This window comes from Chryseobacterium lactis (assembly GCF_003815875.1).
Taxonomy (GTDB): Bacteria; Bacteroidota; Bacteroidia; order Flavobacteriales; family Weeksellaceae; genus Chryseobacterium; species Chryseobacterium lactis.
The window spans coordinates 284,162-309,663 of record NZ_CP033924.1 but is presented as its reverse complement, the minus strand read 5'-3'; the positions used below and the strand labels follow the sequence as shown (position 1 = coordinate 309,663).

At 35.0% G+C, this 25,502-nt stretch carries 22 protein-coding genes; 11 read left to right on the top strand and 11 right to left on the bottom strand.

Annotated features, from left to right (window positions below):
- Positions 1-183: 183 nt before the first annotated feature.
- A complete protein-coding gene (locus EG342_RS01415; RefSeq protein ID WP_103292054.1) occupies positions 184-696 on the top strand; it encodes a 5' nucleotidase, NT5C type in 513 nt (170 codons plus the stop codon).
- A 148-nt stretch (positions 697-844) separates the two neighbouring features.
- Positions 845-2,500, top strand: coding sequence for an alpha/beta fold hydrolase (locus tag EG342_RS01410; RefSeq protein WP_103292055.1), 1,656 nt, complete (start codon positions 845-847; stop codon positions 2,498-2,500).
- 111 nt (positions 2,501-2,611) lie between these two features.
- On the opposite strand, the gene EG342_RS01405 is transcribed toward EG342_RS01410, so the two are convergent.
- Positions 2,612-3,475, bottom strand: coding sequence for a glycoside hydrolase family 25 protein (locus EG342_RS01405; protein ID WP_185126903.1), 864 nt, complete (start codon positions 3,473-3,475; stop codon positions 2,612-2,614).
- Positions 3,476-3,540: 65 nt separating this feature from the next.
- On the opposite strand from EG342_RS01405, the gene EG342_RS01400 reads away from it, so the two are divergent.
- The 5 genes from EG342_RS01400 to deoC all read left to right on the top strand — a co-directional run bounded on the left by EG342_RS01400 (position 3,541) and on the right by deoC (position 8,028).
- Positions 3,541-4,803, top strand: coding sequence for an NAD(P)/FAD-dependent oxidoreductase (locus EG342_RS01400; RefSeq protein ID WP_103292056.1), 1,263 nt, complete (start codon positions 3,541-3,543; stop codon positions 4,801-4,803).
- Positions 4,800-5,471 (top strand): tRNA (guanosine(37)-N1)-methyltransferase TrmD, encoded by a 672-nt coding sequence (trmD, locus tag EG342_RS01395; protein ID WP_103292057.1) that lies wholly within the window; start codon positions 4,800-4,802, stop codon positions 5,469-5,471. The genes EG342_RS01400 and trmD overlap by 4 nt, the downstream gene beginning before the upstream one ends.
- A gap of 369 nt (positions 5,472-5,840) precedes the next feature.
- Positions 5,841-6,782: an endonuclease/exonuclease/phosphatase family protein gene (locus tag EG342_RS01390; RefSeq protein WP_103292058.1), complete on the top strand. Its 942-nt coding sequence runs from the start codon at positions 5,841-5,843 to the stop codon at positions 6,780-6,782.
- 27 nt (positions 6,783-6,809) lie between these two features.
- Entirely contained in the window at positions 6,810-7,280 is a 471-nt protein-coding gene (locus EG342_RS01385; protein WP_002976659.1) for an Lrp/AsnC ligand binding domain-containing protein, read from the top strand.
- A 4-nt stretch (positions 7,281-7,284) separates the two neighbouring features.
- On the top strand, positions 7,285-8,028 hold the full coding sequence (gene deoC, locus EG342_RS01380; protein ID WP_103292059.1) for a deoxyribose-phosphate aldolase: 744 nt from the start codon (positions 7,285-7,287) through the stop codon (positions 8,026-8,028).
- A gap of 49 nt (positions 8,029-8,077) precedes the next feature.
- Here deoC and dusB read toward each other — a convergent pair whose 3' ends face one another.
- Both dusB and EG342_RS01370 read right to left on the bottom strand, forming a co-directional pair.
- On the bottom strand, positions 8,078-9,073 hold the full coding sequence (gene dusB, locus EG342_RS01375) for a tRNA dihydrouridine synthase DusB (RefSeq protein WP_103292060.1): 996 nt from the start codon (positions 9,071-9,073) through the stop codon (positions 8,078-8,080).
- Between the two features lie 130 nt (positions 9,074-9,203).
- Positions 9,204-12,401, bottom strand: a complete 3,198-nt coding sequence (locus EG342_RS01370; RefSeq protein WP_246008714.1) for a hypothetical protein — start codon at positions 12,399-12,401, stop codon at positions 9,204-9,206.
- 179 nt (positions 12,402-12,580) lie between these two features.
- On the opposite strand from EG342_RS01370, the gene EG342_RS01365 reads away from it, so the two are divergent.
- The 3 genes from EG342_RS01365 to EG342_RS01355 all read left to right on the top strand — a co-directional run bounded on the left by EG342_RS01365 (position 12,581) and on the right by EG342_RS01355 (position 15,212).
- Positions 12,581-13,336 (top strand): T9SS-dependent surface endonuclease, AS87_RS02955 family, encoded by a 756-nt coding sequence (locus tag EG342_RS01365; RefSeq protein WP_103292062.1) that lies wholly within the window; start codon positions 12,581-12,583, stop codon positions 13,334-13,336.
- 91 nt (positions 13,337-13,427) lie between these two features.
- On the top strand, positions 13,428-14,228 hold the full coding sequence (locus EG342_RS01360; protein WP_103292063.1) for a T9SS type A sorting domain-containing protein: 801 nt from the start codon (positions 13,428-13,430) through the stop codon (positions 14,226-14,228).
- Positions 14,229-14,399: 171 nt separating this feature from the next.
- A complete protein-coding gene (locus tag EG342_RS01355) occupies positions 14,400-15,212 on the top strand; it encodes a lamin tail domain-containing protein (RefSeq protein WP_246008713.1) in 813 nt (270 codons plus the stop codon).
- A gap of 101 nt (positions 15,213-15,313) precedes the next feature.
- On the opposite strand, the gene EG342_RS01350 is transcribed toward EG342_RS01355, so the two are convergent.
- The 8 genes from EG342_RS01350 to EG342_RS01315 form a co-directional block, all read right to left on the bottom strand.
- Positions 15,314-18,136 (bottom strand): BamA/TamA family outer membrane protein, encoded by a 2,823-nt coding sequence (locus EG342_RS01350; protein ID WP_246008712.1) that lies wholly within the window; start codon positions 18,134-18,136, stop codon positions 15,314-15,316.
- A gap of 54 nt (positions 18,137-18,190) precedes the next feature.
- Positions 18,191-19,570, bottom strand: coding sequence for an orotidine-5'-phosphate decarboxylase (pyrF, locus tag EG342_RS01345; RefSeq protein WP_103292065.1), 1,380 nt, complete (start codon positions 19,568-19,570; stop codon positions 18,191-18,193).
- A gap of 120 nt (positions 19,571-19,690) precedes the next feature.
- Positions 19,691-20,032 (bottom strand): YkvA family protein, encoded by a 342-nt coding sequence (locus tag EG342_RS01340; protein ID WP_103292066.1) that lies wholly within the window; start codon positions 20,030-20,032, stop codon positions 19,691-19,693.
- An 83-nt stretch (positions 20,033-20,115) separates the two neighbouring features.
- Positions 20,116-20,655 (bottom strand): TlpA family protein disulfide reductase, encoded by a 540-nt coding sequence (locus tag EG342_RS01335; RefSeq protein ID WP_103292067.1) that lies wholly within the window; start codon positions 20,653-20,655, stop codon positions 20,116-20,118.
- 9 nt (positions 20,656-20,664) lie between these two features.
- Positions 20,665-21,228, bottom strand: a complete 564-nt coding sequence (locus EG342_RS01330; protein ID WP_103292068.1) for a thioredoxin family protein — start codon at positions 21,226-21,228, stop codon at positions 20,665-20,667.
- 17 nt (positions 21,229-21,245) lie between these two features.
- Positions 21,246-22,316: a chorismate synthase gene (gene aroC, locus EG342_RS01325; protein ID WP_103292069.1), complete on the bottom strand. Its 1,071-nt coding sequence runs from the start codon at positions 22,314-22,316 to the stop codon at positions 21,246-21,248.
- A 50-nt stretch (positions 22,317-22,366) separates the two neighbouring features.
- Entirely contained in the window at positions 22,367-24,001 is a 1,635-nt protein-coding gene (locus EG342_RS01320) for an LIC_10190 family membrane protein (protein WP_164465140.1), read from the bottom strand.
- A gap of 52 nt (positions 24,002-24,053) precedes the next feature.
- On the bottom strand, positions 24,054-24,608 hold the full coding sequence (locus EG342_RS01315) for a YMGG-like glycine zipper-containing protein (RefSeq protein WP_103292070.1): 555 nt from the start codon (positions 24,606-24,608) through the stop codon (positions 24,054-24,056).
- A 337-nt stretch (positions 24,609-24,945) separates the two neighbouring features.
- On the opposite strand from EG342_RS01315, the gene EG342_RS01310 reads away from it, so the two are divergent.
- The gene (locus tag EG342_RS01310; protein WP_103292071.1) at positions 24,946-25,389 is read left to right on the top strand and encodes a hypothetical protein; all 444 of its coding nucleotides are present in this window, start codon (positions 24,946-24,948) and stop codon (positions 25,387-25,389) included.
- Positions 25,390-25,502 lie beyond the last annotated feature (113 nt).

Below are 25,502 nucleotides of genomic sequence, written 5' to 3'. Positions count from 1 at the left end.
TGATTTTGAATTGAATGGCAAAAATACGAAAATACAGGCATAAAAACTTTCCGAAGCACTCTTATTAAAAATGAATATTTATGATTTTTTAATAAACTGGATCCGTTGTCTGAAAAAACTATTCAGTAAATTTGATAAGATCTAATGATCAATAACAAATAATACAAAATCTGATTTGAAGAAATGAAAAAAGTAATTGTCGATATGGACGGGGTAATGGCAGATGTATATCATCAGCTGGTACAATTTGAAAAAAGAGACTCAGGAAACGAAATACAAATCGGTGATTTAGCCGGAAAACCTGAAATAGAAGCATTTCCCAATGGGAAAAAACATGTAAATGAAGTAGGGTTTTTCAGAACTTTACCACTTATGAAGGGAAGTCGCGAGGCAATAGAATACCTGAACAACAAATATGAATTATATATTGTATCTGCAGGAATGGAATTCCCAAACAGCTTAAGAGAAAAATACGACTGGCTGGAAGAGCATTTCCCATTCATTACCTGGGAGCAAATTGTTCTTTGCGGAAGCAAAAGAGTCGTTTCAGGAGATATTATGATTGATGATTATCCGAAGAATTTAAATCACTTTTCAGGACAACGACTGATCTTTACCCAGCCTCATAATGAATTTGTAGAAGATGAAACGTATGAGAGAGTAAATTCATGGGAAGAAATCATGAATATCCTATAGAAGTACAATGCTATTTAAATGTTTTTTAGAGTTTTAACAGTAAATCATAAAATACTTAGAATAACTTTAACTAAAAAGGAATTAAATTTAATAAGGCCTTATGAATGTTGATCGTTCTAAATAGATAAGTTTGCATCAAACTTTTAACATGAAAAAACTTAGTATTTTCCCCTTTCTTATTGCGGTATCTGCCTTTAATGGCCAGGTGATTTCCGGAACTATTATTTCTAAAAATGAAAGCCAGCCTATTCCTTATGTGAAAATTGGGGTTGAAAAGAAAACGTCCGGAACAATTTCTGACGGCAATGGAAATTTTTCAATAGACCTTTCCGATATAGACCCCTTACAAAAGGTAAAAATTGAAGTTCCGGGATATGAAGTATATGAGGAGACAGTCCGGGATTTTAAGACGCATCATCTGCAAAAGATATTTTTAAATGAGAAAACTAAGAATATAAAGGAGATTGCAATTAAGCCTAAAAAACTGGTGGATAAAAACTGGGGTGTTAATACTAAAACCAAAAATGTTTTATATTCCGTTAATCCTGAATTAAATAAAGATAATTTTCTGGGAGAAACGGCATTAGAATTTAATGCTAAGAAAAGGTCAAAAATCAGAAATATCAACCTGAATATTGCTCGTTACACCTCTACAGAGCCGGTTCTGATGCGATACAGTATTTACAGTGAGAAAGATGGCTTCCCGGATAAAAATATCCTGGATGAAGAAATTACCGTTCGGCTTACTGAAGATATGATTAAAGACGGAACTTACACACTCGATGTCAATGATCATAACATCTGGATTAAAGGAAAGTTTTTTGTGGGAATTCAGTTTTTAAAAGAATTTAACGGAAATATTAAGATCAGTGCGGCGTTATTTAAAACAGGATTTATCAGAGAGTTTTATGGCGACTGGAAAAAAATGACGATTGCAGCGCCGGCTATTAATATCGATGTGAAAATGGATAAAAACGGAAAAGATACCAAGGATGATGATGGTGGCTACGCAGACGACGATGCGGCTCAGAGCTGGATTGCCGATAACTCAAAAAATATACAGGAAGCAGATCAATCTATATTTGGGAAAAATGAATCTGCAGGAAAATATCTGAAATTAAAAGATACCGACCTTTATTATGAAGTGTATGGTGAAGGCGAACCTTTGGTTTTGCTTCATGGCAATTCGGGAAGTATAAAAGATTTTTATCAGCAGATTCCCATACTTTCCAAACACTATAAAGTCATTGCAGTAGATACAAGAGGGCAGGGGAAAAGTAAAGATATTTCCAAAAAAGATTTTACCTATAGATTATTTGCAGATGATGTAAAAGCATTGGCAGACGATCTGAAGCTTGATAAAATTAATATTGTCGGCTGGAGTGATGGAGGAAACACTGGGCTTGAATTTGCCTTGAAATATCCCGATCACCTTAATAAATTGGTCACCATAGGAGCTAATGCCTTTCCTGAAGGGGTAGAAAGTAAACTCATTGAACGTTTCACAACTCAGATGACACAGCTGAATCAATTAAGTCCTGCTGAAACATTAAATGAGCGTCGGCTTTTAAAAATCATGCTTACAGAACCTCATATCAGTAAAAATGATTTGAATACAATAAAAAGTCAGGTTCTGGTTATTGCAGGAGACAGAGATGTAATAAAACCAGATCACACTGAGTTTATTTCTAAACAGATTCCCAATGCAGAAATGAAGATTTATAAAGACACTACCCACATGGTTCCTTTTGAAAAACCGGATCAGCTTAATACAGATATTATGAATTTTATCGGGAAAAAATAAATAGGAGGAAGCAGGAAGATGGAGGCTGGAAGTTATTTTGGATCATTATGAACAAAACTTAAAGTTTTTTTTCAGACTTCAAAAACTTCTATCTTCCCGCTTCCTTACTCATTAATCCAATGTCAGTCTTTTCAAAGACCAGGAATTACCATTGTAAATATCCAGGTCAACTTTGGCATTAATTCCATGTACAATTCCATTTTCCGTAAACTGCCAGAAATCCCACTGATCATCAGGCGAAGGAGACGGAACATCATTGTAGTTGGCCAGCCAAAGAGGATATCCTTCAAACTCACCCTTGAGGAAATCCTTATAATAATGATAATAGGTATAAATGATAGGTTTTTCACCATAGGTTTCCTCTACAATCTTACACCAGACCTTTAGATCTTCTATCAGCTTTTTGTTGGTTTTACGTTTCGGGATTTTTTCAATATCTAAAATAGGAGGCAGATCACCACTTTCCAGCTTTACATTAGCCAGAAAATTGTTGGCCTGAATGACCGGATCTTCATCAGCTCTGTAAAAATGGTATGCACCACGGATGAGATTATGCTTTTTAGCCTTTTCCCAAAATTCATCGAAATGTTTGTCGGCACTTTTGTTTCCCATTGTGGCCCGCATGACCACAAATTCCAATGGGATGGTTTTATTTCCAATACTTAAACTATCCCATTTGATATCTTCTCTGTTCTGATAATGAGAAACATCAAACCCATAGGTTTTATCAAGATTATTCGTGAGGATTCTTTGAATTCTTAACGCTTCTTTTTCACTGTTATGAAGCTTTTTATGCGTAAATTTATTGAAGTACAATGCGTAATAGTAGCTGATGGATTGTTTCAGATAAAAACCGGTACCAATTAAAGCCACAATTAAAATAGCCAATAGGACCCAGCGACGGAAAAAATAGTTCTTTCGTCTGTGCTTATGGATCTGTTTGGCAGTTTTTTTGGTGTACTTTTTTGGTGTCATAAAGTTTTGCAAAACTAACTTTTTTCACTACTAAATGCTAAATAAAATCAGTAAATTTGTGTATTATGGAAACACGCGAAAAAATCATCATTATAGGAGGAGGATTTGCGGGGCTGCAGCTTGCAAAAACATTGAATAACAAGAACAAAAAAGTCATTGTTCTGGATCGGATGAATCACCATATGTTTCAGCCGCTTTTTTATCAGGTAGCCTCAGGCAGGATAGAGCCTTCCAACATTTCTTTCCCTTTTAGAAAAATTTTTCAGCAATCCAGAAATACGCAGTTCCGTATGACAGACGTCAAAGAAATTGATACTGCCAATAATAAAGTCATTACCGATGAAGCTGAATTCACTTATGATAAATTAATTATTGCAACGGGCTGTAAAACCAATTTTTTCGGAAATAAAGAACTTGAAGGAAAGGCTTTCGGAATGAAAAATACTCAGGAGGCCATCAGCATCAGAAATCATGTGCTGATAACCTTTGAAAAGTTAATTTTGGAAAAAAGCCGAAGTGACGATGGAAACTGGAATATCGTTATCGTCGGAAGCGGACCAACCGGAGTAGAACTTGCAGGAGCTTTTGCCGAAATGAAAAAAGATATCCTTCCCAGAGATTATCCGTATATGAACTTTGACCATCTGAAAATTATTTTGGTAAGTTCTACGGAGAAACCACTTGCAGTGATGAGTGCTGAGGCTCAGGATAAATCTGAAAAATACCTGAAAGATCTTGGGGTAACTTTTATGAGTGGAGAAGTAGTAACAGACTACGACGGCGATAAGGTACACCTGAAAAGCGGAAAAGAAATCCCATCCAATAATGTAATTTGGGCAGCAGGAGTTACCGGTAATGTCGTAGGCGGTTTTCCGGAAGAAAAATTAGTCAGAAACAGATATATCGTAGATCGGTACAATAAAATAAAAGGGTACGAAAACGTCTATGCTATTGGAGATATTGCCTATATGGAAACACCTAAATATCCACAGGGACATCCACAGGTAGCCAACGTAGCTATTAATCAGGCAAAAAATTTAGGTAAAAACCTTCTTAGAAAAAATCCAAGTGAATGGAATGAGTATGAGTATGATGATAAAGGTTCATTGGCAACAATAGGTAAGCACAGAGCCGTTGTTGACCTGCCATTTATCAAGTTTCAAGGCTTTTTAGCATGGTACTTCTGGATGTTTCTCCATTTAATGCTAATTTTGAGCGTTCGAAATAAGCTTGCCATATTCTTCAACTGGATGTGGAGCTATATCAACAAAGATTCTTCTTTAAGATTAATTATTTTACCTACTAAGAAAAACGAAACATTACAATGAGAATTGATATCATAAGCGTACTTCCTGAATTGATGGAAAGTCCATTTCAAACTTCTATTTTGAAAAGAGCAGTGGACAAAGGACTGGTTGAAGTACATTTTCATCAGTTAAGAGACTGGGCAATCAACAAACACAGGCAAATTGATGATGAACCTTATGGAGGCGGAGCCGGAATGGTCATGATGATAGAACCACTGGATAAATGTATATCGGAACTTAAATCTCAACGAGAATACGATGAGGTTATTTATCTGACACCGGATGGAGTTACTTTAAACCAAAAAATAGCGAACACTCTTTCTATAAAAAATAATCTGATCTTTCTTTGTGGTCATTATAAAGGAATAGACCAAAGACTGCGTGATCTTCATATTACAAAGGAAATTTCAATTGGCGACTATGTTCTTACAGGTGGTGAATTGGCGGCGTGCGTTTTGGCAGACTCTGTAATCAGACTACTTCCGGGAGTTTTAAATGATGAACAAAGTGCTTTAACAGACAGTTTCCAGGATGATCTTTTATCGCCACCCATTTATACAAGACCCGAAAGTTATAAAGGTCTGGATGTTCCTAAGATTTTATTAAGTGGAAATTTAGGGAAAATTGAAGAATGGCGCCATGATGAAGCAGTAAGGATAACTAAAGAAAAACGTCCCGATTTACTATAAAAAGAATTACTTAAATTTTTTAATTATTGTTTTTTTCACTTATTCCATTTATTAAGATATTAAATGGAATAATATTTGTTGCAAGTGTAAAAGCATAGGAAAATATTAGTGTTTTTAGCTTCATATTAAAATTTTATTTTCATTATTCTAAATTTCCCAAGTTGGGATTATTTCGATTAATTCTATAATATTGATAAATAATTGAAAATTTAATTTAAAATATTTGGTTTTATTGATTTTTTTATTATATTTGAAATATCTTATTGAGAAAAATATTTTTAATAGTTTGATAAGAATCAGTGAAATTTGAAAAAAATAATGGCGATATAGTTAAAAGAAAAAGAACAAAATAAATAAAGTATAGAATTGATGTTGACGGAACTGTTCTCTTTTTACAATGTTGAAAATTTATTTTTACCAGATCCGAAGCCTGTTCACAAATTAGATCCTACAAAGTCAGGTTTAAGGAACTGGGATGAGAAGAGATATAAAAACAAGCTTTTTAAAATCTCGCACGTATTTCAATTGATGAAGGAGGAAAATGGTGTACTCCCATTTATGATAGGATTGTCTGAAGTTTCCGGAAGGAAAGTTTTGGAAGATCTTGTACAAATGGAGCCTTTTAATTCAGAATATGGGATTGTACATTACAATTCTATGGATGAAAGAAAGGTTGATGTAGCAATGTTATATGATAAAAATAAAGTAGAGGTGATCGATTCTGAAACCATTACTTTCTTTTTTGAAATAATAAATAAAAACACAGGAAATTACGACACAACCAGAGACGTACTTTTTTCAAAAGTTAAGTATAAAGGGGAAATTATCAATGTCTTTATCGCGCATCTTCCCTCTAAGCGTGAAAGAGATATTAATAAACCAAAAAGAGCCTTTATCCTGAATGAGATTCGCGAGCGGATCATGAAAATTGTAGATGCTGATAAGGAACATGTTATATTGTGTGGTGATTTTAACGAAAACCCGGATGATGAAAATTTAGTCCAAATTCTCTATGACAACGATCATGAGAAGGTATTGATGAATCCTTTTCAGGAGTTGTTTTCTACAAGAAATTATTCTACTTTTCATTATAAGTCTGGATTGCTGTATGATCAGATCATTATGTCAAGATCACTTCTTGATAATAAGACGCTGGCTTTTCAGGAAGCCTGTATTTTTAATTCTGAAAAAATCAGCAGCAGAACCAGAAACTTTGAAGGAAGGCCTTTTCGAACTTATGCCGGTACACGGTATTTAGGTGGATACAGCGATCACTTTCCGGTTTTTGTAAAATTTAAAAATTTACAGTAAAAAACATAAATAATAAAAAAGTAGAAAATGAAAAATTCGAGCAACACAAGCTATCACTTAGATTCAATCGACAAAGAAATCATCTACATGTTGATGGATAACGCTAAAACTTCTTTAGCTCACATCTCAAAAAATGTAGGAATTTCCACGACTGCAGTACATCAAAGAATCAAAAAACTGGAACACGCGGGAGTAATTGAAAATTCAATTTCATTCCTTAATCCAAAAAAAATCGGATATAAGGTTATCTCTTACATCGGTGTGTTTTTGGATCAGCCAAGCCACTATCCTGAAGTGGTAAAATCTTTGCATGATATCAACGAAGTAGTGGAAGCGCACTATACAACCGGAAATTATACAATATTCTTAAAGGTTCTTTGTAAAGATAACGATCATTTGATGCAAATCCTTAGCAAACTTCAAAAGTTGAAAGGAGTAACAAGAACAGAAACTTTCATATCTTTGGAACAAGGTATTTATAGACAATTGAAAGTATAACGATATGAACATAGCCCAATATTTGGATTCAACTTATTTGAAAACACCGGAACAATCAGGTATTTCCAACGAAGAAACTCTTCAAAAAGATAAAGAACTTGCTCAGGTAGCTATTGACAATGGTATTTTTGCAGTGATGATTCGTCCGGATTATGTATCAGAAATCAAAAAGTATATTCAGGAAAGAAATTCAAATGTTGCAGTGGGAACTGTAATAGGTTTTCATGAAGGAACGTATTCAGTTGATGAGAAACTTGCAGAAGCTTCAAAAGCAATTGAAGACGGTGCAGATGAGCTGGATTTTGTGATTAATTACAACGCTTATCTCCAGGGAAACACAGAGTTGGTAAAAGATGAATTTGTAAAATGCACCCGATTAGCACTGGAAAATCAAAAGATTGCCAAGTGGATTATTGAAATTGCAGCTCTTACAGATGAGCAGATTGCAGATCTTACCAAAAATATTTCCAACTGGGCAGAAGAAAATTTCTCAGAAAATGATTTACCCCATATTTTTGTGAAATCATCAACAGGATTTTATGAAACTACCGGCGGAAAGCCTAACGGAGCTACATTCGAAGGAATAAAGATCATGCTTGATAATGCTGGTCGACTTCCTGTGAAAGCAGCCGGGGGAGTGAGAACCCCTGAAGATGCCGAAAGAATGATCAACATGGGTGTCAAGAGAATCGGAACATCTTCTGCATTGGCATTAATCAAAAACGAATCTTCATCAGGAGGATATTAAAAATTTTAAACTCAATAAAAACCATCAATTCAAATTGATGGTTTTTATTTTATACTTGTGCTTGATATTCTTCGTAGAATTCTTGGGTTTCTTTAATTAAGATGTTCATTTCTTCCAATGTGAAGACTTCCAGGAATTTTTTTCTGAATTCTTTGAAATGAGGGACACCACGGAAATAATTACTGTAATGTTGTCTCATTTCTACCAATCCTAATCTTTCCCCTTTCCATTCTGCACTCCATTCCGCATGTTGACGTACGGCTAATAAACGGTCGGAAATTGTGGGAGCAGGTAAATGTTCACCTGTTTTAAAGAAATGCTTGATTTCATTAAATATCCACGGATAACCAATTGCTGCACGACCAATCATGATTCCGTCGCAGGCATATTTTTGTTTGTATTCTAATGCTTTTTCAGGAGAATCTATATCACCATTTCCAAAAATTGGAATTTCAATATTTGGATTTTGTTTGATTCTTGAAATATGTTCCCAATCCGCTTCTCCTTTGTACATCTGTGCACGGGTTCTCGCATGAATGGTCAAGGCTTTGATTCCTGTTTCCTGTAAACGTTCTGCCACTTCATCAATATTAATGCAGGTACTGTCCCAGCCCAAACGGGTTTTAACCGTTACCGGCAAATGTGTAGAACTTACAACGGCTTTAGTAAGGCGAACCATCAGGTCAATATCTTTCAAAACACCTGCTCCGGCTCCTTTACAAACCACTTTTTTTACAGGACATCCGAAATTAATATCTACCAGATCAGGATTTACCGTTTCCACAATTCTTGCAGACATAGCCATTGCCTCTTCATCTCCACCAAAAATTTGTATGCCCACCGGTCTCTCATAATCAAAGATATCCAGTTTCTTACGGCTTTTAATAGCATCACGAATTAAGCCTTCAGAAGAAATAAATTCCGAATACATTAAGTCAGCACCGTGCATTTTACACAAACGTCTGAACGGAGGATCACTTACATCTTCCATCGGAGCCAGCAAAAGTGGAAATTCCGGCAGTTCTATATTGCCTATTTTTATCATGGTGCAAATTTACAAAATTCTAAATATCCGGAAATATGATATTATCTATCAGTGTAAATGATGAATTTAAATAAATTGTTTGAGATTGGGAGTGCTTGATAGTGAGGATCAAAGGATGAATTTTCAACTCTTAAAAGCTTGCCTTCACCTGCATACTTCCAATGTGAATCGTTCGTTCTCCCGAGTTTCTTCCTTCATAATTTAAATTTAATTGAATGAAAGAATTGATCGCTTGCTGGATAAATACACTCCATACCTGGTTTTTTCCCGGTTTCAGACCGTCCAGCATTTGATTTCCTACGATACTGAAGTTATTCCCATTGAAATTATTATTAATAAATGAGAAGTTTCCACGGATGGATGTCTTTCTGCGTTCCCATTGGATCGTTCCCGTAACATCAAAAGCTTTTAACAATTCTTCACCGTCCAATCTTTGTTTTTGGCGGTAAGCAGAAGAAAGTTCAGCCTGGATAGCATCTGTAAATTTGTAAGTAGCTTTCGGTTTTGTTTCAAAATTATTCAAACGATAATCTCTCGTTGTGAAAAGCTGCGACGAATTTTTAATGTCATGAACGGAATTTTCCCAATCTACCCTGAATTCTTTATTGAACCAGTATCCTACATTCAGGAAATGAGAAACCTGCTCACGTTCTTCATTACTGAAATTGGCATTGATAAGGTTATCATTGCTGATGAATCGGTAATTTCCGTTCCATCCCGATTTATCGGTTGGGTTAAACTGTATTGACGCTAAAATATTCTGATTTTTAAGAATCTGATCGCTGCTTTTTTCAAATGGATTCAATACTAAAACTTTATCTTTTTTATAGAAAGAGTTTTGGGAATTTAATGAAACATTGAAATTCCATCGCTTTAAAAATGCATTTTCAGAATTGAAAACAATAGCAGGATTTACAAATAAAGCAAGCTGTAATTTATTTTTATTGGAAGGAATATATCGTACAGAGTTGGTATACACCCTGATGTATTTGGCCAGATCGGAATATTCTGCAATTTCAAATTCATCCAATTGCTGTATGCCATCACCATTATAATCCGTCCATTTGTAGATTCCTTGTCCATCAGTTACTTTAATATACTGGAATTCTCTTTGAGCTTCCTGACCATTTCCAAGTTCATAAAATGCCTGCAAGCGCATCCCGTTTCTGAAAAGCTGCTGATTATACAGAATATTTCCTACCACGAAATCATTATTTCTGGTCGTTACGCTAGGATCTACGTTCTGATAGAAAAATTTTCTGTAGTGGATCAACGCATTTAAACTTGTTTTTTCTGTCTTGATAATCTGACTTTCAGCCATGATCCCCAATATATTATTCATATTCTGAAGTCTGTTATCACGTACCGAGTCGTTATCTCTCATATACACTTTGGCAAGTAATTTTGTACGGGTGCTGTCACCGATTTTCTTTTGTACAAAAATTTCTTTCCAACTAAAGCTGGTAACATCCATAAGTTGAGTGTCATTATACTTTTTCTCATTATGTTCCATGCTTCCTCCGATGGCCCAGCTTCCTTTTTTACCTGTATATTCTGTGGAAACACCTCCTCTGATAAATTTAGTATCCTGAAGAGTAGCGGTGGTATTAAGATAAGACAGATTTCCTTTTGTAAGAAATTTTCCTGTAATCCATCCAAAATCAAGATCATTTTTAATACCCTTGTATGAATCTTGCTCATTCAGGTAGTTGATGCGGTAATTCAAAGTCGATTTATTATTCCATTTGTTTAAAAAGCTGAAAATAAATCTGTTTTGCGTTTTCTTATTAAATTCCTGAACCAGGTTGAAATCTCTTGAGAATTCGACATCATTGATACGGTCTAAGATATGGAACTGTTTGTCAATGTATTGATACTCAAAACTTGGAGTTCCTTTCCATGAGTTTTTAGTAAAGCTTTTATTTCCGAAAATACGGTACGCATAGCCTATATTCTGATCAGAATCTTTTGACGAAAATAAATTCACATCATAATTACTCAGGGAAATATCGGCACCTATCTTTCCTTCATTTAATAAATATTCCGTGTTAAGTGAAAATACCTGTGATTTCTGTGGCGAAGGAAGTTTTCTAACGGCTCTGTAATCTCCGGCATTAGGACCTACATATTCAAAAACACGTCCATTATTGGTGGTTTGTGCCGTTTTATAATCTCCCTGATTGACTCCAAAGTAAGTGAAAGAAACCTGATAAAGCGGTTCATTTTGATCTGTCGAAAATTCATAATTTCCTGCAGGATTCTTACGATACAAAATTTTATTAACATCATATTCAGTAAGAACACCGGAAGGTGCATACATCAGGTTAGGATCATTTCCGGCATCAGCCAGGATTTGTTCATCTTCTTTAGATAAATTTAAAGATAGTGGTGCATTTTTGTTATCATTTTCAAGGAACCAATTAAGTCCTACTTTAAATTTTTCTCTTTGATGTTCAATCTTACCTGTAAATAAATATCTTGAATAATTTCTGTTGGCATAGTTATAAGAAATCGTCACGAAGTTCTGCTGGAAAATGGGACGAAAACTGGTAAAAGTAACTTCCCCGGTATTGTAATTGATGACGTAATCCTGGTTTTCTCCTCGCTTCATTAAAATCCCGTCAATGAAAACCTGTTCAGAACCTGAGATCAGTGTAATAAACTGTTCTCCGTTTTTCCCTGTCAGACGGTAAGGTCCCTGGTTACCTTCCACTCCCTGAAAACGAACTCTGTGAAACTCACTCCGGGCAACGCCTGCAGAGATGTCTATGAAGGTTTTATTCTCTTTCCCCAATTCGGTCTGAAACTGGATTCCCATGCTTCTTCTTTGGTACTTGGCAAAATAATTTTTCGCTTCTACAAGATCCAGATGGCCTGCTCTAAGGATGGATTTATCTTTAATATTAAGCTGTATGTAAATCTTATCAAACTCCTCTAAAGTTTGGGTATATCCATCAGCCTGAATAGGAAGGTTATGATCTGAAATACTTGCTAAAATAGTGACATCTTTGGATAATCGTCCCGAGATTTGTAAATCCATCGAACTTTGTACAGATTGTCCCTGGTTATTACCAAATGTAATTCCACGGATAATGGAACCTTTGGAATTAAGCTCGCCCAGAAATCTTTTTTTATCGTTTTTCGCCAGTACAGCCTCATCTACAATGATCCTGTTTTGCGTTCTTATAAAGTCTAAAGTGTCTTTTGCAAAAATGTCCTGTTCCAGCCTTGCAGCAAGAATGCTGTCCCTTTTGATACTGTCTTCCGCAACGTTGGGATTTTTCCACGAAAAGACCTGAGCATTTCCTGAAAATATGCCTAAGAACAACAAAACGAATAGAAGGATAGAATTCCGCAAGCTGTGAAAATAATTCGTAAAAATAATTAAAAAATGTTAATACTAAGAGGTCTAGAATTATTAACAGAAAATTAATCTAATTATTGCGAAGTCCTTAAAATTCAATGTATTTTAGTCTTTGAAATTATTAACACATTAAATTTTGAATCATGAAAAAACTTTATTCGTTATTTGCAACAGCAATGTTTGCAACAGTATCTTTTGCACAAACTACTATTTTCAACGCTACTTTTGACGACTTAGCAGGCACTGGAGGCAATGATAATACCTGGTCCGGTAATGTCGGAACAAGCTCATTAAGTACCTATACAACGGCAGGCTGGGTATTCTCAGGAGCTGGAGGTGCTTCACAATGTATAAAAGCAGGTTCTTCCAGTACGGTAGGTGCCGTAACAACTCCTGCATTGAACGGACTTTCCGGAGATGCAACTTTAACATTCAGAGCAGGAGGCTTCAATACAGATAATACTACTTTGACAGTAAGTATTACCGGTGGTGGCACTATTAATGGAACAAGCAGTTTTACTTTAACGAATTCTGCATTTTCCAATTATTCAGTAAATATAGTTGGAGGTACTTCAACAACAAAATTGAAATTCTCGGCAGCAGCTACTTCAAAGCGGTTTTTTATTGATGATATAAAAGTTAATATGAATGGATCGTTAAGTGTGACTGATACAAAGATCTCTTTAAAAAACTTTGTTAAAAATACATCCGTAGAAGATGATATTTATTTTGGTGCCCAATCACAGGTGAAAATTTATAATGTAAACGGGCAACTGGTAAAAACAGGTTCAGTAATTGAAAATGGAACATTAAGTGTTACAGAACTTCCAAAAGGAATTTATTTTGTAACCGGAACCATAGCCGGAAGAATTGTTTCAGAAAAAATAAATAAGAAGTAAACTTTAACTTATTGTTAAATATATACCGCAAATTAAGTGGATTGGCGGTTTTTTTGTACTTTTATCCCAGAAATTAAAAAAAAATTATTTTATGAAAAAGGTCTTTACTATTTTTGGAATTGCTGCTATGGCTTTTGTAGCTAATGCTCAGCAAACAGTTGCTTTATCTGAAGATTTTGCTGCTTATTCAGCTGGAGGGAACACAGCTTCAACTGGTACTAACGCTCCTAACGGGGTAGATGTTTACAACCCTGGAACAGCTACTAATCCTATTGCGCCGGTAGCTAACTTTCCTGCTGGTTCTAAAGCATACAGTGCAGGTGGTATGGTGAAATTAGGTACATCTAGTGCTACTGGAAGCATGACTTCAAAGACATTAGATTTGTCTACTGACGGAGGAAACGTAGTAATCACTTTTGATGTAAAAGGGTGGACTGGTACTCCAAGTACTTTAACTGTGAAAGTTACTAATTTAGCAGATCAGACTGTAACTTATGCAGCCGTAATGTCTGGAACTCCTGAATCTAAAACAGTAAACTTTACAGGTGGACAAGCTAATTCAACAGTTACATTTGAAACTACAAATGCTTCTTTCAGAGCTTATTTAGATAACATCGTTATCAAAACTGTTGGTGGAACATTAGCTGTTTCCGATGTTAAAAATAAAAAAGCTGGAAACTTCGTTAAGAATACTCTTGTTAAAAACAACGAAATTACTTTCGGATCAGATGCTAAAGATGTAAAAGTGTTCAACATGAACGGACAAGTTGTAAAAGAAGCTTCTGTAAAACAAAACGGATCAGTAAACGTTGCTGAACTGACAAAAGGAAACTATATCGTAACAGGTACAGTAAACAACCAGTTGGTATCTCAAAAAATCTTGAAAGACTAATCTTTCTACAGATAAAAATTAGAATCCGGCCACTTCGAAGAAGTGGCCGGATTTTTTTAAGGATAATGTATTAATTGATACTCAATTTTTACCCAATTTTTTGTTGATTTTTTCAATCCGCTGGTATTATTTTTGATATTTTTATCATAAATTTATTCCTAAAATTGTACGATGATGAAAAAAATCTTTACTCTTGTTGGATTAGTGTCAATGGCTGTTTTTGCCAATGCTCAAATCGTTATTAATGAAATTTATGGCGGTAACGGAAATTCCGGTGCCGTTTTAAAAAACAATTATATTGTCCTTAAAAATATCGGAACCAATCTGGTTTCTTTAACGGGAGCAAGTATACAATATGCCCCGGCAGTGGGAGCTTTCACTGAATATCATACATTACCGGATTTTACTTTAGGCCCCAATGAGACATATCTCATTCAGGAAGCAGCAGTAGACGGAGGTACTGAAAACTTACCAACGCCAGATTTTATAGCCACTACAATCACCAATTTTGACGGAACACCCAATAAATCTTCAGGGTTAAGGATTTCAAATGTCTCCGGTAAAGTAGCATTAGCTGGAAGTATTGTTCAGGTTGCCACACCTACTTCTTCCAATGTTTTGGATTTTGTAGGATATGGAGCTAATGCAGATCAGTTTAAAGGAGATGGACCTGCACCTTCCCCCACAACAACGACAGCGATAAAAAGAACTTTGAATGAAAGCAATGATAATATGTCAGATTTTTCACTTGAAGGAACCGCAAAATCAGGTTTTGTACAAAATCCATTTATAAAAGATGGTAAAGTGCTCTTTGGAACAGAAGTAAAGGATGTGAAAGTGTATGATACCTTCAGGCAGGTTGTCAAAAAATCACCTACAAAACTGGCTTCGGCTTTAGATATCACAGAACTTCCGAGAGGAACATATATTGTAACCGGCACGATTAATAACGTTCCTATCTCACAAAAAATTATAAAAGATTAATTTTGATAAAAAATAACAGCCCATCGATGATGAGCTGTTATTTTTTTATGTGATTGTAAGATCATAAAAATGATACTGGCAATTTTCAACTTTCCATTAATCTAATACCATCCTCTTCTTGCAGCGTTAATAATTGAACTCAGGTTAAGAACCAATGTATATCTGATTCGTTTTGCATAATCTTTAAATGCCGGTTCAAATCCTAATGAAGACTGAATCGGGAAATAAATTTCCAGGAAATCAGGGATGATTCTTACTTTAATACCACTGTCCCAGATAAATTTTGTAGGAAAATCTTTGTTTTTATACATCCCTGCATCTGCATACACATGGAATATTTTCCACACACTGGAATCTACATTGAAAGAAGTAATCCATTGGTTGACCGTTCCGGGAATAAAGGATTTAAACCCTCCGTCAGCTAAAATAAACTGTTGCGAAAGGAGGCCGCTATTGGCACTTTCTCCTAAAAGTGTATAAGAAAATGCGTAATTGGATACCCTTGAAATTCCATAATCAAACAAATCATTTCGGGTGTTATTTCTTAGAAAATATCCTGCAAATAAGCGAAGACTCAGTTTTTGCTTTGGAGCAAATTCCCATCGGTAAAAACCTTCTGCCGTAATTTTATTGAAATCCTCCATTCCCTGCGTACTAAGACTCAAGCTTTTCTCATGGATCATCTGATTGTCGGTGTATCCGTATCCCAGACTCCATAGATTATACTTTTTATAATCATCATTAGCAATCATTTTAGGGCTCAGGTCTCTTTCAAAATAGCTGTAAGATAAGCCTAAACCTCTGCTTACCGTACTTCTGGGGTTCTTTCTGAAATTGATGTTGGAAGATAAAGTCGCTTTTCTGTAAGCCAAACCATAATCATAATGAAAGTAAGAACCGGAAACTCCTAAAGTAAGACTTCGGATAATGCTTTCAGCTGGTAAAAAAGAGTAGGCAACTGCCCCGGATCCCGTAAGTTTTCCAGTTCCGGTACTGTATGTGGGTGTAACGGAATACAGGAATTTCTGATCAAAAAATGATTGATTTTTAAGATTGACTCCCAAAAGGAACTTATCATAAGTGTTGTTGAAACGAACCCTTGGACTTACGTAGATTTCATTATATTCAGGATCAGGAATATCTTTTATTAATTTTATCTTGATTCTTTTTGCATTTGAGAACAATCCTTTTGCATACAGAAAATTATCTCTATACTTTGATTCCGGGAATATATAACCGCTGTTTAATGTGACTTTATAAATGTTATCAGAAGCCGGTAGGTTAACGCTGGTTATGTTTTTATTTTCTTCAGTATCAATCCAATATGTTTTTTTATGGCCTTCTTTGGTTTCCGTTTCCAGTTTTACAGGAATGGAAGCGGATGTATTTTTTGAAATGTTGATCTGTAAAGAATCATTTTTTTTATCAATATGCCCCAGCTTAAAATTAATCCTGTTTTTATGGTTGAGAAAATCAGAAAGATAAGTTGTGGATTTATCCTTTTGAGAAAGAGTTTTCAGAAATTCATCAGGATTTACTTTTTTGCCGGAGTTTTGAGAAATATAGTTTTTTACAGTATCATTAAAGGTATTTTCGCCCATTTTTGCTGCAGAATAGCTGAACAGGCTTCCTGTTTCGAAACTGCTGATGGTCATTTCATTAAAGTTGCTCAAAGAAGTAAAGTCTTCATCAATCTTTTGATCAAGATTTTGTAGCATAATGTACTGATAGGCAAGTCCGTAACGGTCGAGTAGTTTTACTTTGGAAGCATGGAATAATTTTAAAGGTTTAATCCCAAATATTTTTGTTTCCGGTAGTGAGCCTAAAAGTTTGGTTTCTCCATAGAATTTTTTGAGATACTGGATTTCGAGATAGGATTTTAAACCATTTTTAAACCAATGATCTTTCTGCTTGTCGGCAATAACGCTTTCATCAAGAATTTTCTTGGTAATCATTCCAAAATAATCAAGATCTGTTTTTTCACCATCAGTAAATAACTGAAACCTGAATTTCCAGAAAGTAATATCATTATTTCCGAAAAAATCTTCCTTAGCTCTGAATTTATCTGAAATATAGATGCTTGCCGGAAGATATCCTATTTTCTCTTTAATAAACTTTAAATGCAGTGGCAGATAAAATTCCAGGTTTTGCCTTTCTTCCGGTTTTAAGTTGTAACCGAATTTAACTTCAGTAGTGCTTCCGTCAATATCAGTTTTTATTGATGGATATGTACTTGGCGAAATTAAAAACTCAGGATCAGAATCCAAATATCCTTTAAAAGAATTCATCTGAGTTTGCGGAAGGTTACCGTCTACAAAACTATTGACAGGAATATCAAAATTGACTGTCCAAAAAGTATTAAAACTTACCGGCTCTTCAATGTCATGATATTTTCTTGGAGAAATATTGTCCGGATCAAAATGATCCGGAACAATAAAGAAGTATTTTAATGCAATATTCTGATCAGAAGTTCCATATCCCGTAAATTTTTTATCGGGAAGCTGGAGTCTGTATTGTAATTGCAATGTAATGCTTTTACCTGGCTGTAAAGCCTCTTTCAGAGGAACAAAAAGGTTTTCTTCCGAAAGTTTATCAACAGGAATTACCTGATTGTCTGAATTTTTAACGCTCAGATCCAGCAGTTTTCCCAGTTGATTGCTTTTTGCAAAATGCAAATCATTATTTCGGTCTTCCAGTTTTCTGTAGACTAATGAGGTCCCCCGTTTATTATACGCGGAAATCCAATTCAGAAGTTTTACGCTAGTAAGATCTTTATCAGAATGATTGTAATAAACAATCTCCTGATTGACCTCTATAGTTTTTCTGTCAGAAGATAACTTTGCTCCAATATAGATGCTGTCCTTCTGTGCAGAAACTTGTCCGACTCCCCAAAACAAAATAAGGCAAATGCTGATCTTTTTCAAATATTCGTGATAAAGCCCAAATATAGCTTATTTTGTCATATAGTTTACAGGATTTTAGTTCTGAATTGCTTTTTTTTCTAAAGAATTAATATATGCGTTCCACCCTTCAGTTTTATAAGTTACCGCAGCGGCTTCAGGATCGTTCGATTTATAAATTCCCCTTCCTACAATGATAAAATCTGTGTGTAAAGTTTTGAAAACATGCTCCGGCGTGTTGTATTGCTGTCCTTTGCCATCTCCAGAATCTGCAAGATTTACTCCCGGAGTGAATAATAGAAGATCTTCAAGAATTTTATTCTGAGATACTCCACCGATAACATTAGGGTGAGATGAAACGATTTTCAAGGCTTCTTCACGATAGCTCGCAGTAGTTAATGCGCCTTTGGAAGACATTCCAACGATGGCTACCACTCCTACGTTGTTGAAACAGTCTAATGATTCAAATCCTCCGATCACCTGAGACGTTACAAAATCTGCCCAGTTTGTGATTTTAAAAACACCGCTGGTGAATTGCAATTCCTGAGTATTTCCAATGTCTGCAAACTTTCTGTCTTCCATCAATAAAAATTGATGTTTTGCAGCGATTTCTTTTAAAGGTGTGATTGTTTTTTCGTACTCAAAATCCGAGATAATATCAATATGCGTTTTTAAGGCAATAATATGAGGACCTACTTTTTCAGCCAGGGCTAAAAGTTCTTGTGTCGTAGTAACATCAGCAGATGCAATAAGATTAGATTTTTTTGCCAACGCTGTTTCTAATAACTTTTTTGAAACCGAATGTTGTGCATTTTGAAGTTTCTGTTCATAAGAAGGTCTGATTTCTTCTTCAAACTGAATGTGATTTCCTTGTAAGAAATCCTGAATTCTTTTCACTTCCTCATCTGATAACTCCCCGGTTTCCTGAAGAATTTCGCAAACCTCTGAAATATTGAATAGCGTATGAACTCTGTATCCTTTACTTTCCAGCAGTTGTTTTCCTCCCTGCTCTCTGTCTAATACCACAACAATATCAGCAACTTTTAGATCTTCCTGTTCTACTTCAGCAATAGTTTCTACCAAAGATTTTCCTGAAGTAATTACGTCTTCTACCAACAGACAGTTTTGCCCTTTCTGGTAAATTCCCTCGATCAGTTTCTTGGTTCCGTAGCTTTTTGCCTCTTTTCTTTTAATAATTAATGGAATATAACTTTCCAGTGACATCGCAGTCGCCATCGGAAGTGCAGCATAAGGAACGCCACAGATTAAATCGAAATTATCCAGTGGAAGCATCTCCAACAAATAATTAGCGAGATTTTTTAAAATTTTAGGATCTGAAGCCAAAGGTCTCAAGTCTACATAAAAAGGACTTTCAATGCCACTTTTCAAGGTAAACCTTCCAAATTTGATGATGCCCAGTTTGTAACACTCTAAGAAGAATTCTTTTTTACTTTCCATTATTTTTTATTAGATATTGCAAATTTAAGGATTTGAAATAAGGCTTAAAAATTTATCACTCATTTGTCAATAAAAAACCACCCTGAATTTCTCAAGATGGTTTTAAAATATAATAAACTATTATTTTAAAATTTCAGCGTCAATGACCTGGGTGCCGTTATATTTTCGTTCAGCCTCCCAAAGTAAAAATTTATCTACCTCTTTGATAAGTTTAGGAATCGTGAGCGATAATACCGCCAGATCATCCATTACTCCCAATATAGGTATGGCAAACTCAGGAAGAAGGTCAATAGGAGAGATGACATATAAAATTCCCAGCAAAGGCAGGATAATGTCAATGGATTTCATTGGATAGACTCCTTTTCTCCACATTTTGACCATTCTGAAAATATCAGGGATCTTTTTTACAAAGCCCTTGTGATTGATAGCTTCTTTTGCAAGATTTAATTTTGAATATTTCATTTTGTGTTTGGATTTAAACAAATTTTTCAACGCTATAAATTTCACAAATCCTGTACCAACAAATTATAAATTTAGTTAAAAAATTATTTAATGATGTTGTCAATGAACTGATGCACAGTCTCTGTGTCCCAATCTTTGGTGGCATCTTCCTTAATCAGAATCCTACCGGTCTTGTCTAAAAGGAACGTTGTAGGGAATACTCTTGGAAGAATTTTTTCTGAAATAGGACTTTGTGCGATATAAACAGGAACGGAATAATTATTTTCTTTTAAAAATTTTCTTACATCCTCTTCTTTATCATTCATGGCGATCAGTACAAAATCTACGTTCTCTTTTCGGGAATCATATAATTTCTGAATAGAGGGCCATTCTTTTCTGCATGGCGGGCACCATGTTCCCCAGAAGTTCAGGAAAACAGGTTTGTTTTTAAAATTCTTAAGATTGGTGCTCGGTGCATTTATTCCTTTCAGTTCTATATCGTAATCCTCATCGCTTATATGAACGGCATTTTCAATAGTTGCAATAGGGAAGAAGGTATCTTTCAGAAAATTCCTTATCCCCGGTACAAATGCTACAACGCCGATAATAACGATTACTACAATATAAATGAGACTTTTTTTCATATTCTGTTTTTATAGCAGATCTAAAATTTCCTGAACAGCATCTTTTCCTCTGTTTTTGGCATAATATATCTGCAGATCATTGTAGAAACTATCTTTCGGATATGCTTCAGGATCTGCCTTATATTTCATCAGTAACTCATAACCGTATTTCGGACGAGGACCCCATGAATTTTTTACATTAAAATCTTTATCCAGAATCAGAACCTTAGGAATAGATTCTGTACCATTGGTTAAAAACTGATTGATTAAACTTTTATCACTGTCTCTCAGAAAAACTTTTACGTCATTATGCCCCTCAAAGAATTTGAAAAGAGCTGGAACTGTTGCACTGGCATCACCGCACCATGCTTCAGAAATAATCAGGATCTTTCCATCAAAGTTTTTGGATTTCAGTTCATTGAGCTGATCTTCATTCGGGACGTATTTTTTTACCGTTCTGTCCATTCTCTGAAGTCCGAGCTCGTAATATTGTTTAAAATCAGCCTCCTGTTGGTTAGCAGGATTCTCTAATCTTTCTTGTGCAATTTGAAGGTATTCTTCAAAAGAAATTCCTTTATCCCAGTAATTTTTCATTACGAAAAATGTTTATATTAAAAATTATTGATATTTCTTGTTTTGTTGATCAAAAAGAGATCGGCTAATACAAATGCTGCAAGGCTTTCCACAACAGGAACAGCTCTTGGAACCACACAAGGATCATGGCGTCCTTTTCCTTCTACGACCACAGGATTTCCTTCTTTGTCAATACTGTCCTGAGGTCTTAAAATCGTTGCCACAGGCTTGAATGCTACGCGGAAATAAATATCCATTCCGTTGGAAATTCCTCCCTGGATTCCCCCTGAAAGATTAGATTTTGTGGTAAAATCTGTGTTAAAAGCATCATTGTGCTCCTTTCCTGTCATTTTAGCACCACAAAAACCGCTTCCATATTCAAAACCTTTGCAAGCATTAATATTCAGCATTGCTTTTGCCAGTTCTGCCTGAAGTTTTGAGAATATAGGCTCACCAATTCCCACCGGAACATTTTTAATGACGCAGGTTATTGTTCCGCCAATGGTATTACCTTCTTTTTTGATCTCTTTGATTCTTGAGATCATTTTTTCTGCTGTTTCAGCATCAGGACAACGAACGTCATTACTTTCCGTTTGAGAAAAGTCTAAAGCCTGATAAGGTTTTTCACAGAAGATATCGCCCACAGAAGAAACGTAAGCATTGATTTCGATGTCCGGTAATAATTGTTTGGCTAAAGCACCTGCTACCACCCAGTTCATGGTTTCTCTCGCAGAAGATTTTCCACCACCGCGATAATCTCTTAAACCAAATTTTTGGTCATATGTAAAATCTGCATGACTAGGACGATATGCTTGTGCAATATGATCATAATCCTTTGATTTCTGATTTTCGTTTTCAATAATAAAACCAATGGGCGTACCCGTAGTTTTTCCGTCAAAGAGTCCTGAAAGAAACTTTACAGTGTCACTTTCCTTTCTTTGAGTAACAATCGCAGACTGTCCTGGTTTTCTTCGGCTCAATTCGTATTGAACCTTATCGAGATCTACCGTTAAACCTGCCGGAAAATTATTGATGATACCGCCATAAGCCACTCCGTGACTTTCTCCAAATGTTGTAAGACTAAGAAGATTACCTAATGTGTTGAACATAATACAAAATTACCTTTTTTTCTTCATATAATAAAGTTTCAGGATTTGTTCTATTTATCAGTGTTTTTGATATTATTGATAATCTTTTCCAATTCCATTTTTTCCTCGGGATTGAGCTTTTTCCAGATAAATCCTTTTCTAACATCATTTTTGTCCTTAAGTTGAGGGAAAATACCTGCTCTTTTATCATCAAAAATATAACCTGGAGAAATTGCAGGAAGGGGAGTGTCAAAATTGTAGGGATAATTTTTGGAAATATTAAACTTTAGATTCCCCAATTTAAATGTTTGAAACTGATTATATTCATAGGTCGACGGTTTATAAAGTTGTTCTTTTTCAAATCCTGCCATGAAATTTCCCAGTCTGAAACTCGGTACATATTGCTGTATAAAGCCAGGAAAAGATAATAGAGAAATGAAAAATAAGCTTGCCGCTGAAAATACAATGATTGATTTTCTTTTATCAAAATACCTGTAGAACAATACAAAAAATAATACAAAAAAAACATCAATAAAAAATCTGTACTGAGCTGAAAATGCCAGTACCAATATGCTTTTGATCAGTAATGAAATACAAATTAAAGTGATTGTTTTTCTTTTCTTTATACAGGCAAAAACGATGAAGAATATCAGGCTCAGGATGAACAGTATATTTATTTTCGATTTGATACCATTCAGAAAAAACCAGTTTTTTATATGATCCCATGTTGAAAATTGTTTAATTTCCTCATAAGAATACTGCATGTCATACGTTTTCTGAATGGCATAATGCGAGGACGTTTTTAAAATTTCAGCATTCGGTTTCCAGGGTATCCCGAGATCACCCAATGCAACAGGAAATAACGGATATCCAAATGTCCAGATATTTTTAATACAGAATAAAAAGAGAATTAATATTCCGAAAGTAAGTTTTCTGAAATTTGATTTAATAATTAATGTAAAATACAAGAAAGCCAGTACCGGGAGCCATATCATAGTTGGCTTAATGGTAAAAGCTAAAATAGATAAGGCAAAAAGTAAAACCGTGTTTTTGTGACCTGCAATAAGTTCATTTAAAACAATCAAAGAAAAAACAATGGCCGGAAGATCAGGGCTTGGAGATTGTGAGAACAGGAGAAGAACAGGAATAAAACACAGATGGATCCAGGTTTTTGTTTCAATACTATAGAGAGCATAAATAAGCAGGAGAATCGTATTGATCCTCAAATAAGGATCTGAGAAATTTGAAAATCCAGCCTGAAAAATATGCCATACCGACATTTGTCCCAGTGTAAGATCGAGATTGGAAATTCCTTGAATCAGACCATATTCGGTAAGCCACCTGATGGTAGGTACATAATATCCAAAATGATCTAATATATAAGGATAATAAGATCCCGCCAATAAAATAGTCCCCGAAACAATTGCTATCAGGCAATATTCTTTTTTTGAAAATTGATAAAAAGCATGATAAAGTTGATTCTTGAAAAAGAAAAACAAGCCCAACAAAACAGTAATAATTTCTACATAAATGTTTAACGGTGTAAAAAAAGAAATGATCGCCCATCCCAGACTTAAAACGAGAGTTCCCGACAACATTTTTGCTGAGATGCCCTGAAATAGACTGCCGTATACATTTTCCACGATTTTTCCCCAGCCCATTAAGACCGGAATAATGAAGATCGAAGAAAGTAGAATCAATATCATAAAAAAAGATTGCCTAAAAATAAGCAATCTTTATATGTTATAGTTAAAAATATTATCTGCGAGGTTGTACTCTTCCATCTTTTCTGTCCTGTGATCTACCGATTGTATATCCGGTAGCTCCACCTACCACACCTCCGATTACAGCACCAAGACCTCTGTTATTCTTAGCAACAATAGCTCCTACCGCTGCTCCACCAACAGTACCAATGATTGTACCTTTAGCTGCTTTACTCATTCCCTTTTTCTTTGTAGTTCCTTGTGATGTACCAGTTCCGTTGTCAGCATAACCTCCGTTACTGCCGCCTCCGGAATTAGAGTTTGATCTTCTGTCTCTATATACAGTTCTTGTCTCTCTTATCACCTGTGGTTTTGAATTATTTTCAGCAGTAGCTTTTGCTCTTTTTTCTGAAATGCTATCTGCTTTTTTCTGAGCCTCATAGACTAGTTTTTCTTTTTCAATAGCCAGTTTCTGCTTTTCTATTTCAAGCTGTCTCGCCTGAAATTCAAGTTTCTGTTCATCCAGAGACTTCTCAGCTGTTCTGTCATCCTTCTTGCAGGCCGTTATCAAAAAAACGGATAAGAAACCTGCTAATATTATCTTTTTCATAATTCAAATTTTAATAAGCTTAAGTCACAACGACTTTAGTTTTAGTTTTATTTTCAATTATGAAGCCAAGTTTTAGTTAAAGAGTGTTAAAGTTAATTCTTGAAAAAGGACATAATGATAAATTTCATATAAAAATAGGGGGTTAACACCGGTTAAGGCATAAAGTTTGTCATTAATATACTGGTTTTCATATCAGAAAATTAATCTTCTAAACGAGATTCATCATAGTTCCCTGGCTCGGTCAGGGAATTTTTTGTAATTGTAAGTTTTATTTAATTAATAATTTCCATTGAATTCATATAAGTTGCGTATTTTTGAGATACCAAATTTCTTTAATATGAAAAAATCAATTTTTACAGTATCGGCTTTTATTGGGCTGCTGACTATCACAACTTCTTTTTCTTCTCAAGATGCAGTGAAGACTTTATCTAAAGAACGTTCAGAAGTATCTGATAAAGAAACGAAGGAACAGACATATAAAATTCGCTATGGTCTTCTGGCAAAAGATGGAACAAAAATTCTATCAGGAAGCTACGACGTAGGAAGTTTTATTGCTGAAAATATGGCTACCGGAGATATGTATGACACTTATTACAGTGGAGGACTTCAAACGGTTCCGCAATATTATGATGGTCTTCCGGAAGGAACTTATACTTTCTATGCGATGCAGGGACAAGGAGGTTGGGTAGGATATGGTTCAGTTGTAGCAACAGTGTCCGATGCAAGCGTAGATGCAGACGGTTATGTTACAATATATATTCCGATAATTTGGGAAGAATAACTTTGTGAAAAACAAAATATTTAACTACATTTACAAATCCTCATTATGAGGATTTTTTAATCAACATATAGTTTATACTAGTTTTTCATATTGTATTTAATGATTACTATTAA

Coding starts and splice junctions, on each gene's coding strand:
- EG342_RS01310 (WP_103292071.1), top strand. CDS start 24,946: ATGAAAAAATCAATTTTTACAGTATCGGCTTTTATTGGGCTGCTGACT.
- EG342_RS01340 (WP_103292066.1), bottom strand. CDS start 20,032: ATGAAATATTCAAAATTAAATCTTGCAAAAGAAGCTATCAATCACAAG.
- EG342_RS01330 (WP_103292068.1), bottom strand. CDS start 21,228: ATGAAAAATTACTGGGATAAAGGAATTTCTTTTGAAGAATACCTTCAA.
- EG342_RS01315 (WP_103292070.1), bottom strand. CDS start 24,608: ATGAAAAAGATAATATTAGCAGGTTTCTTATCCGTTTTTTTGATAACG.
- EG342_RS01415 (WP_103292054.1), top strand. CDS start 184: ATGAAAAAAGTAATTGTCGATATGGACGGGGTAATGGCAGATGTATAT.
- trmD (WP_103292057.1), top strand. CDS start 4,800: ATGAGAATTGATATCATAAGCGTACTTCCTGAATTGATGGAAAGTCCA.
- dusB (WP_103292060.1), bottom strand. CDS start 9,073: ATGATAAAAATAGGCAATATAGAACTGCCGGAATTTCCACTTTTGCTG.
- EG342_RS01355 (WP_246008713.1), top strand. CDS start 14,400: ATGATGAAAAAAATCTTTACTCTTGTTGGATTAGTGTCAATGGCTGTT.
- EG342_RS01400 (WP_103292056.1), top strand. CDS start 3,541: ATGGAAACACGCGAAAAAATCATCATTATAGGAGGAGGATTTGCGGGG.
- EG342_RS01360 (WP_103292063.1), top strand. CDS start 13,428: ATGAAAAAGGTCTTTACTATTTTTGGAATTGCTGCTATGGCTTTTGTA.
- EG342_RS01335 (WP_103292067.1), bottom strand. CDS start 20,655: ATGAAAAAAAGTCTCATTTATATTGTAGTAATCGTTATTATCGGCGTT.
- pyrF (WP_103292065.1), bottom strand. CDS start 19,570: ATGGAAAGTAAAAAAGAATTCTTCTTAGAGTGTTACAAACTGGGCATC.
- EG342_RS01390 (WP_103292058.1), top strand. CDS start 5,841: ATGTTGACGGAACTGTTCTCTTTTTACAATGTTGAAAATTTATTTTTA.
- aroC (WP_103292069.1), bottom strand. CDS start 22,316: ATGTTCAACACATTAGGTAATCTTCTTAGTCTTACAACATTTGGAGAA.
- EG342_RS01405 (WP_185126903.1), bottom strand. CDS start 3,475: ATGACACCAAAAAAGTACACCAAAAAAACTGCCAAACAGATCCATAAG.
- EG342_RS01365 (WP_103292062.1), top strand. CDS start 12,581: ATGAAAAAACTTTATTCGTTATTTGCAACAGCAATGTTTGCAACAGTA.
- EG342_RS01385 (WP_002976659.1), top strand. CDS start 6,810: ATGAAAAATTCGAGCAACACAAGCTATCACTTAGATTCAATCGACAAA.
- EG342_RS01320 (WP_164465140.1), bottom strand. CDS start 24,001: ATGATATTGATTCTACTTTCTTCGATCTTCATTATTCCGGTCTTAATG.
- deoC (WP_103292059.1), top strand. CDS start 7,285: ATGAACATAGCCCAATATTTGGATTCAACTTATTTGAAAACACCGGAA.
- EG342_RS01410 (WP_103292055.1), top strand. CDS start 845: ATGAAAAAACTTAGTATTTTCCCCTTTCTTATTGCGGTATCTGCCTTT.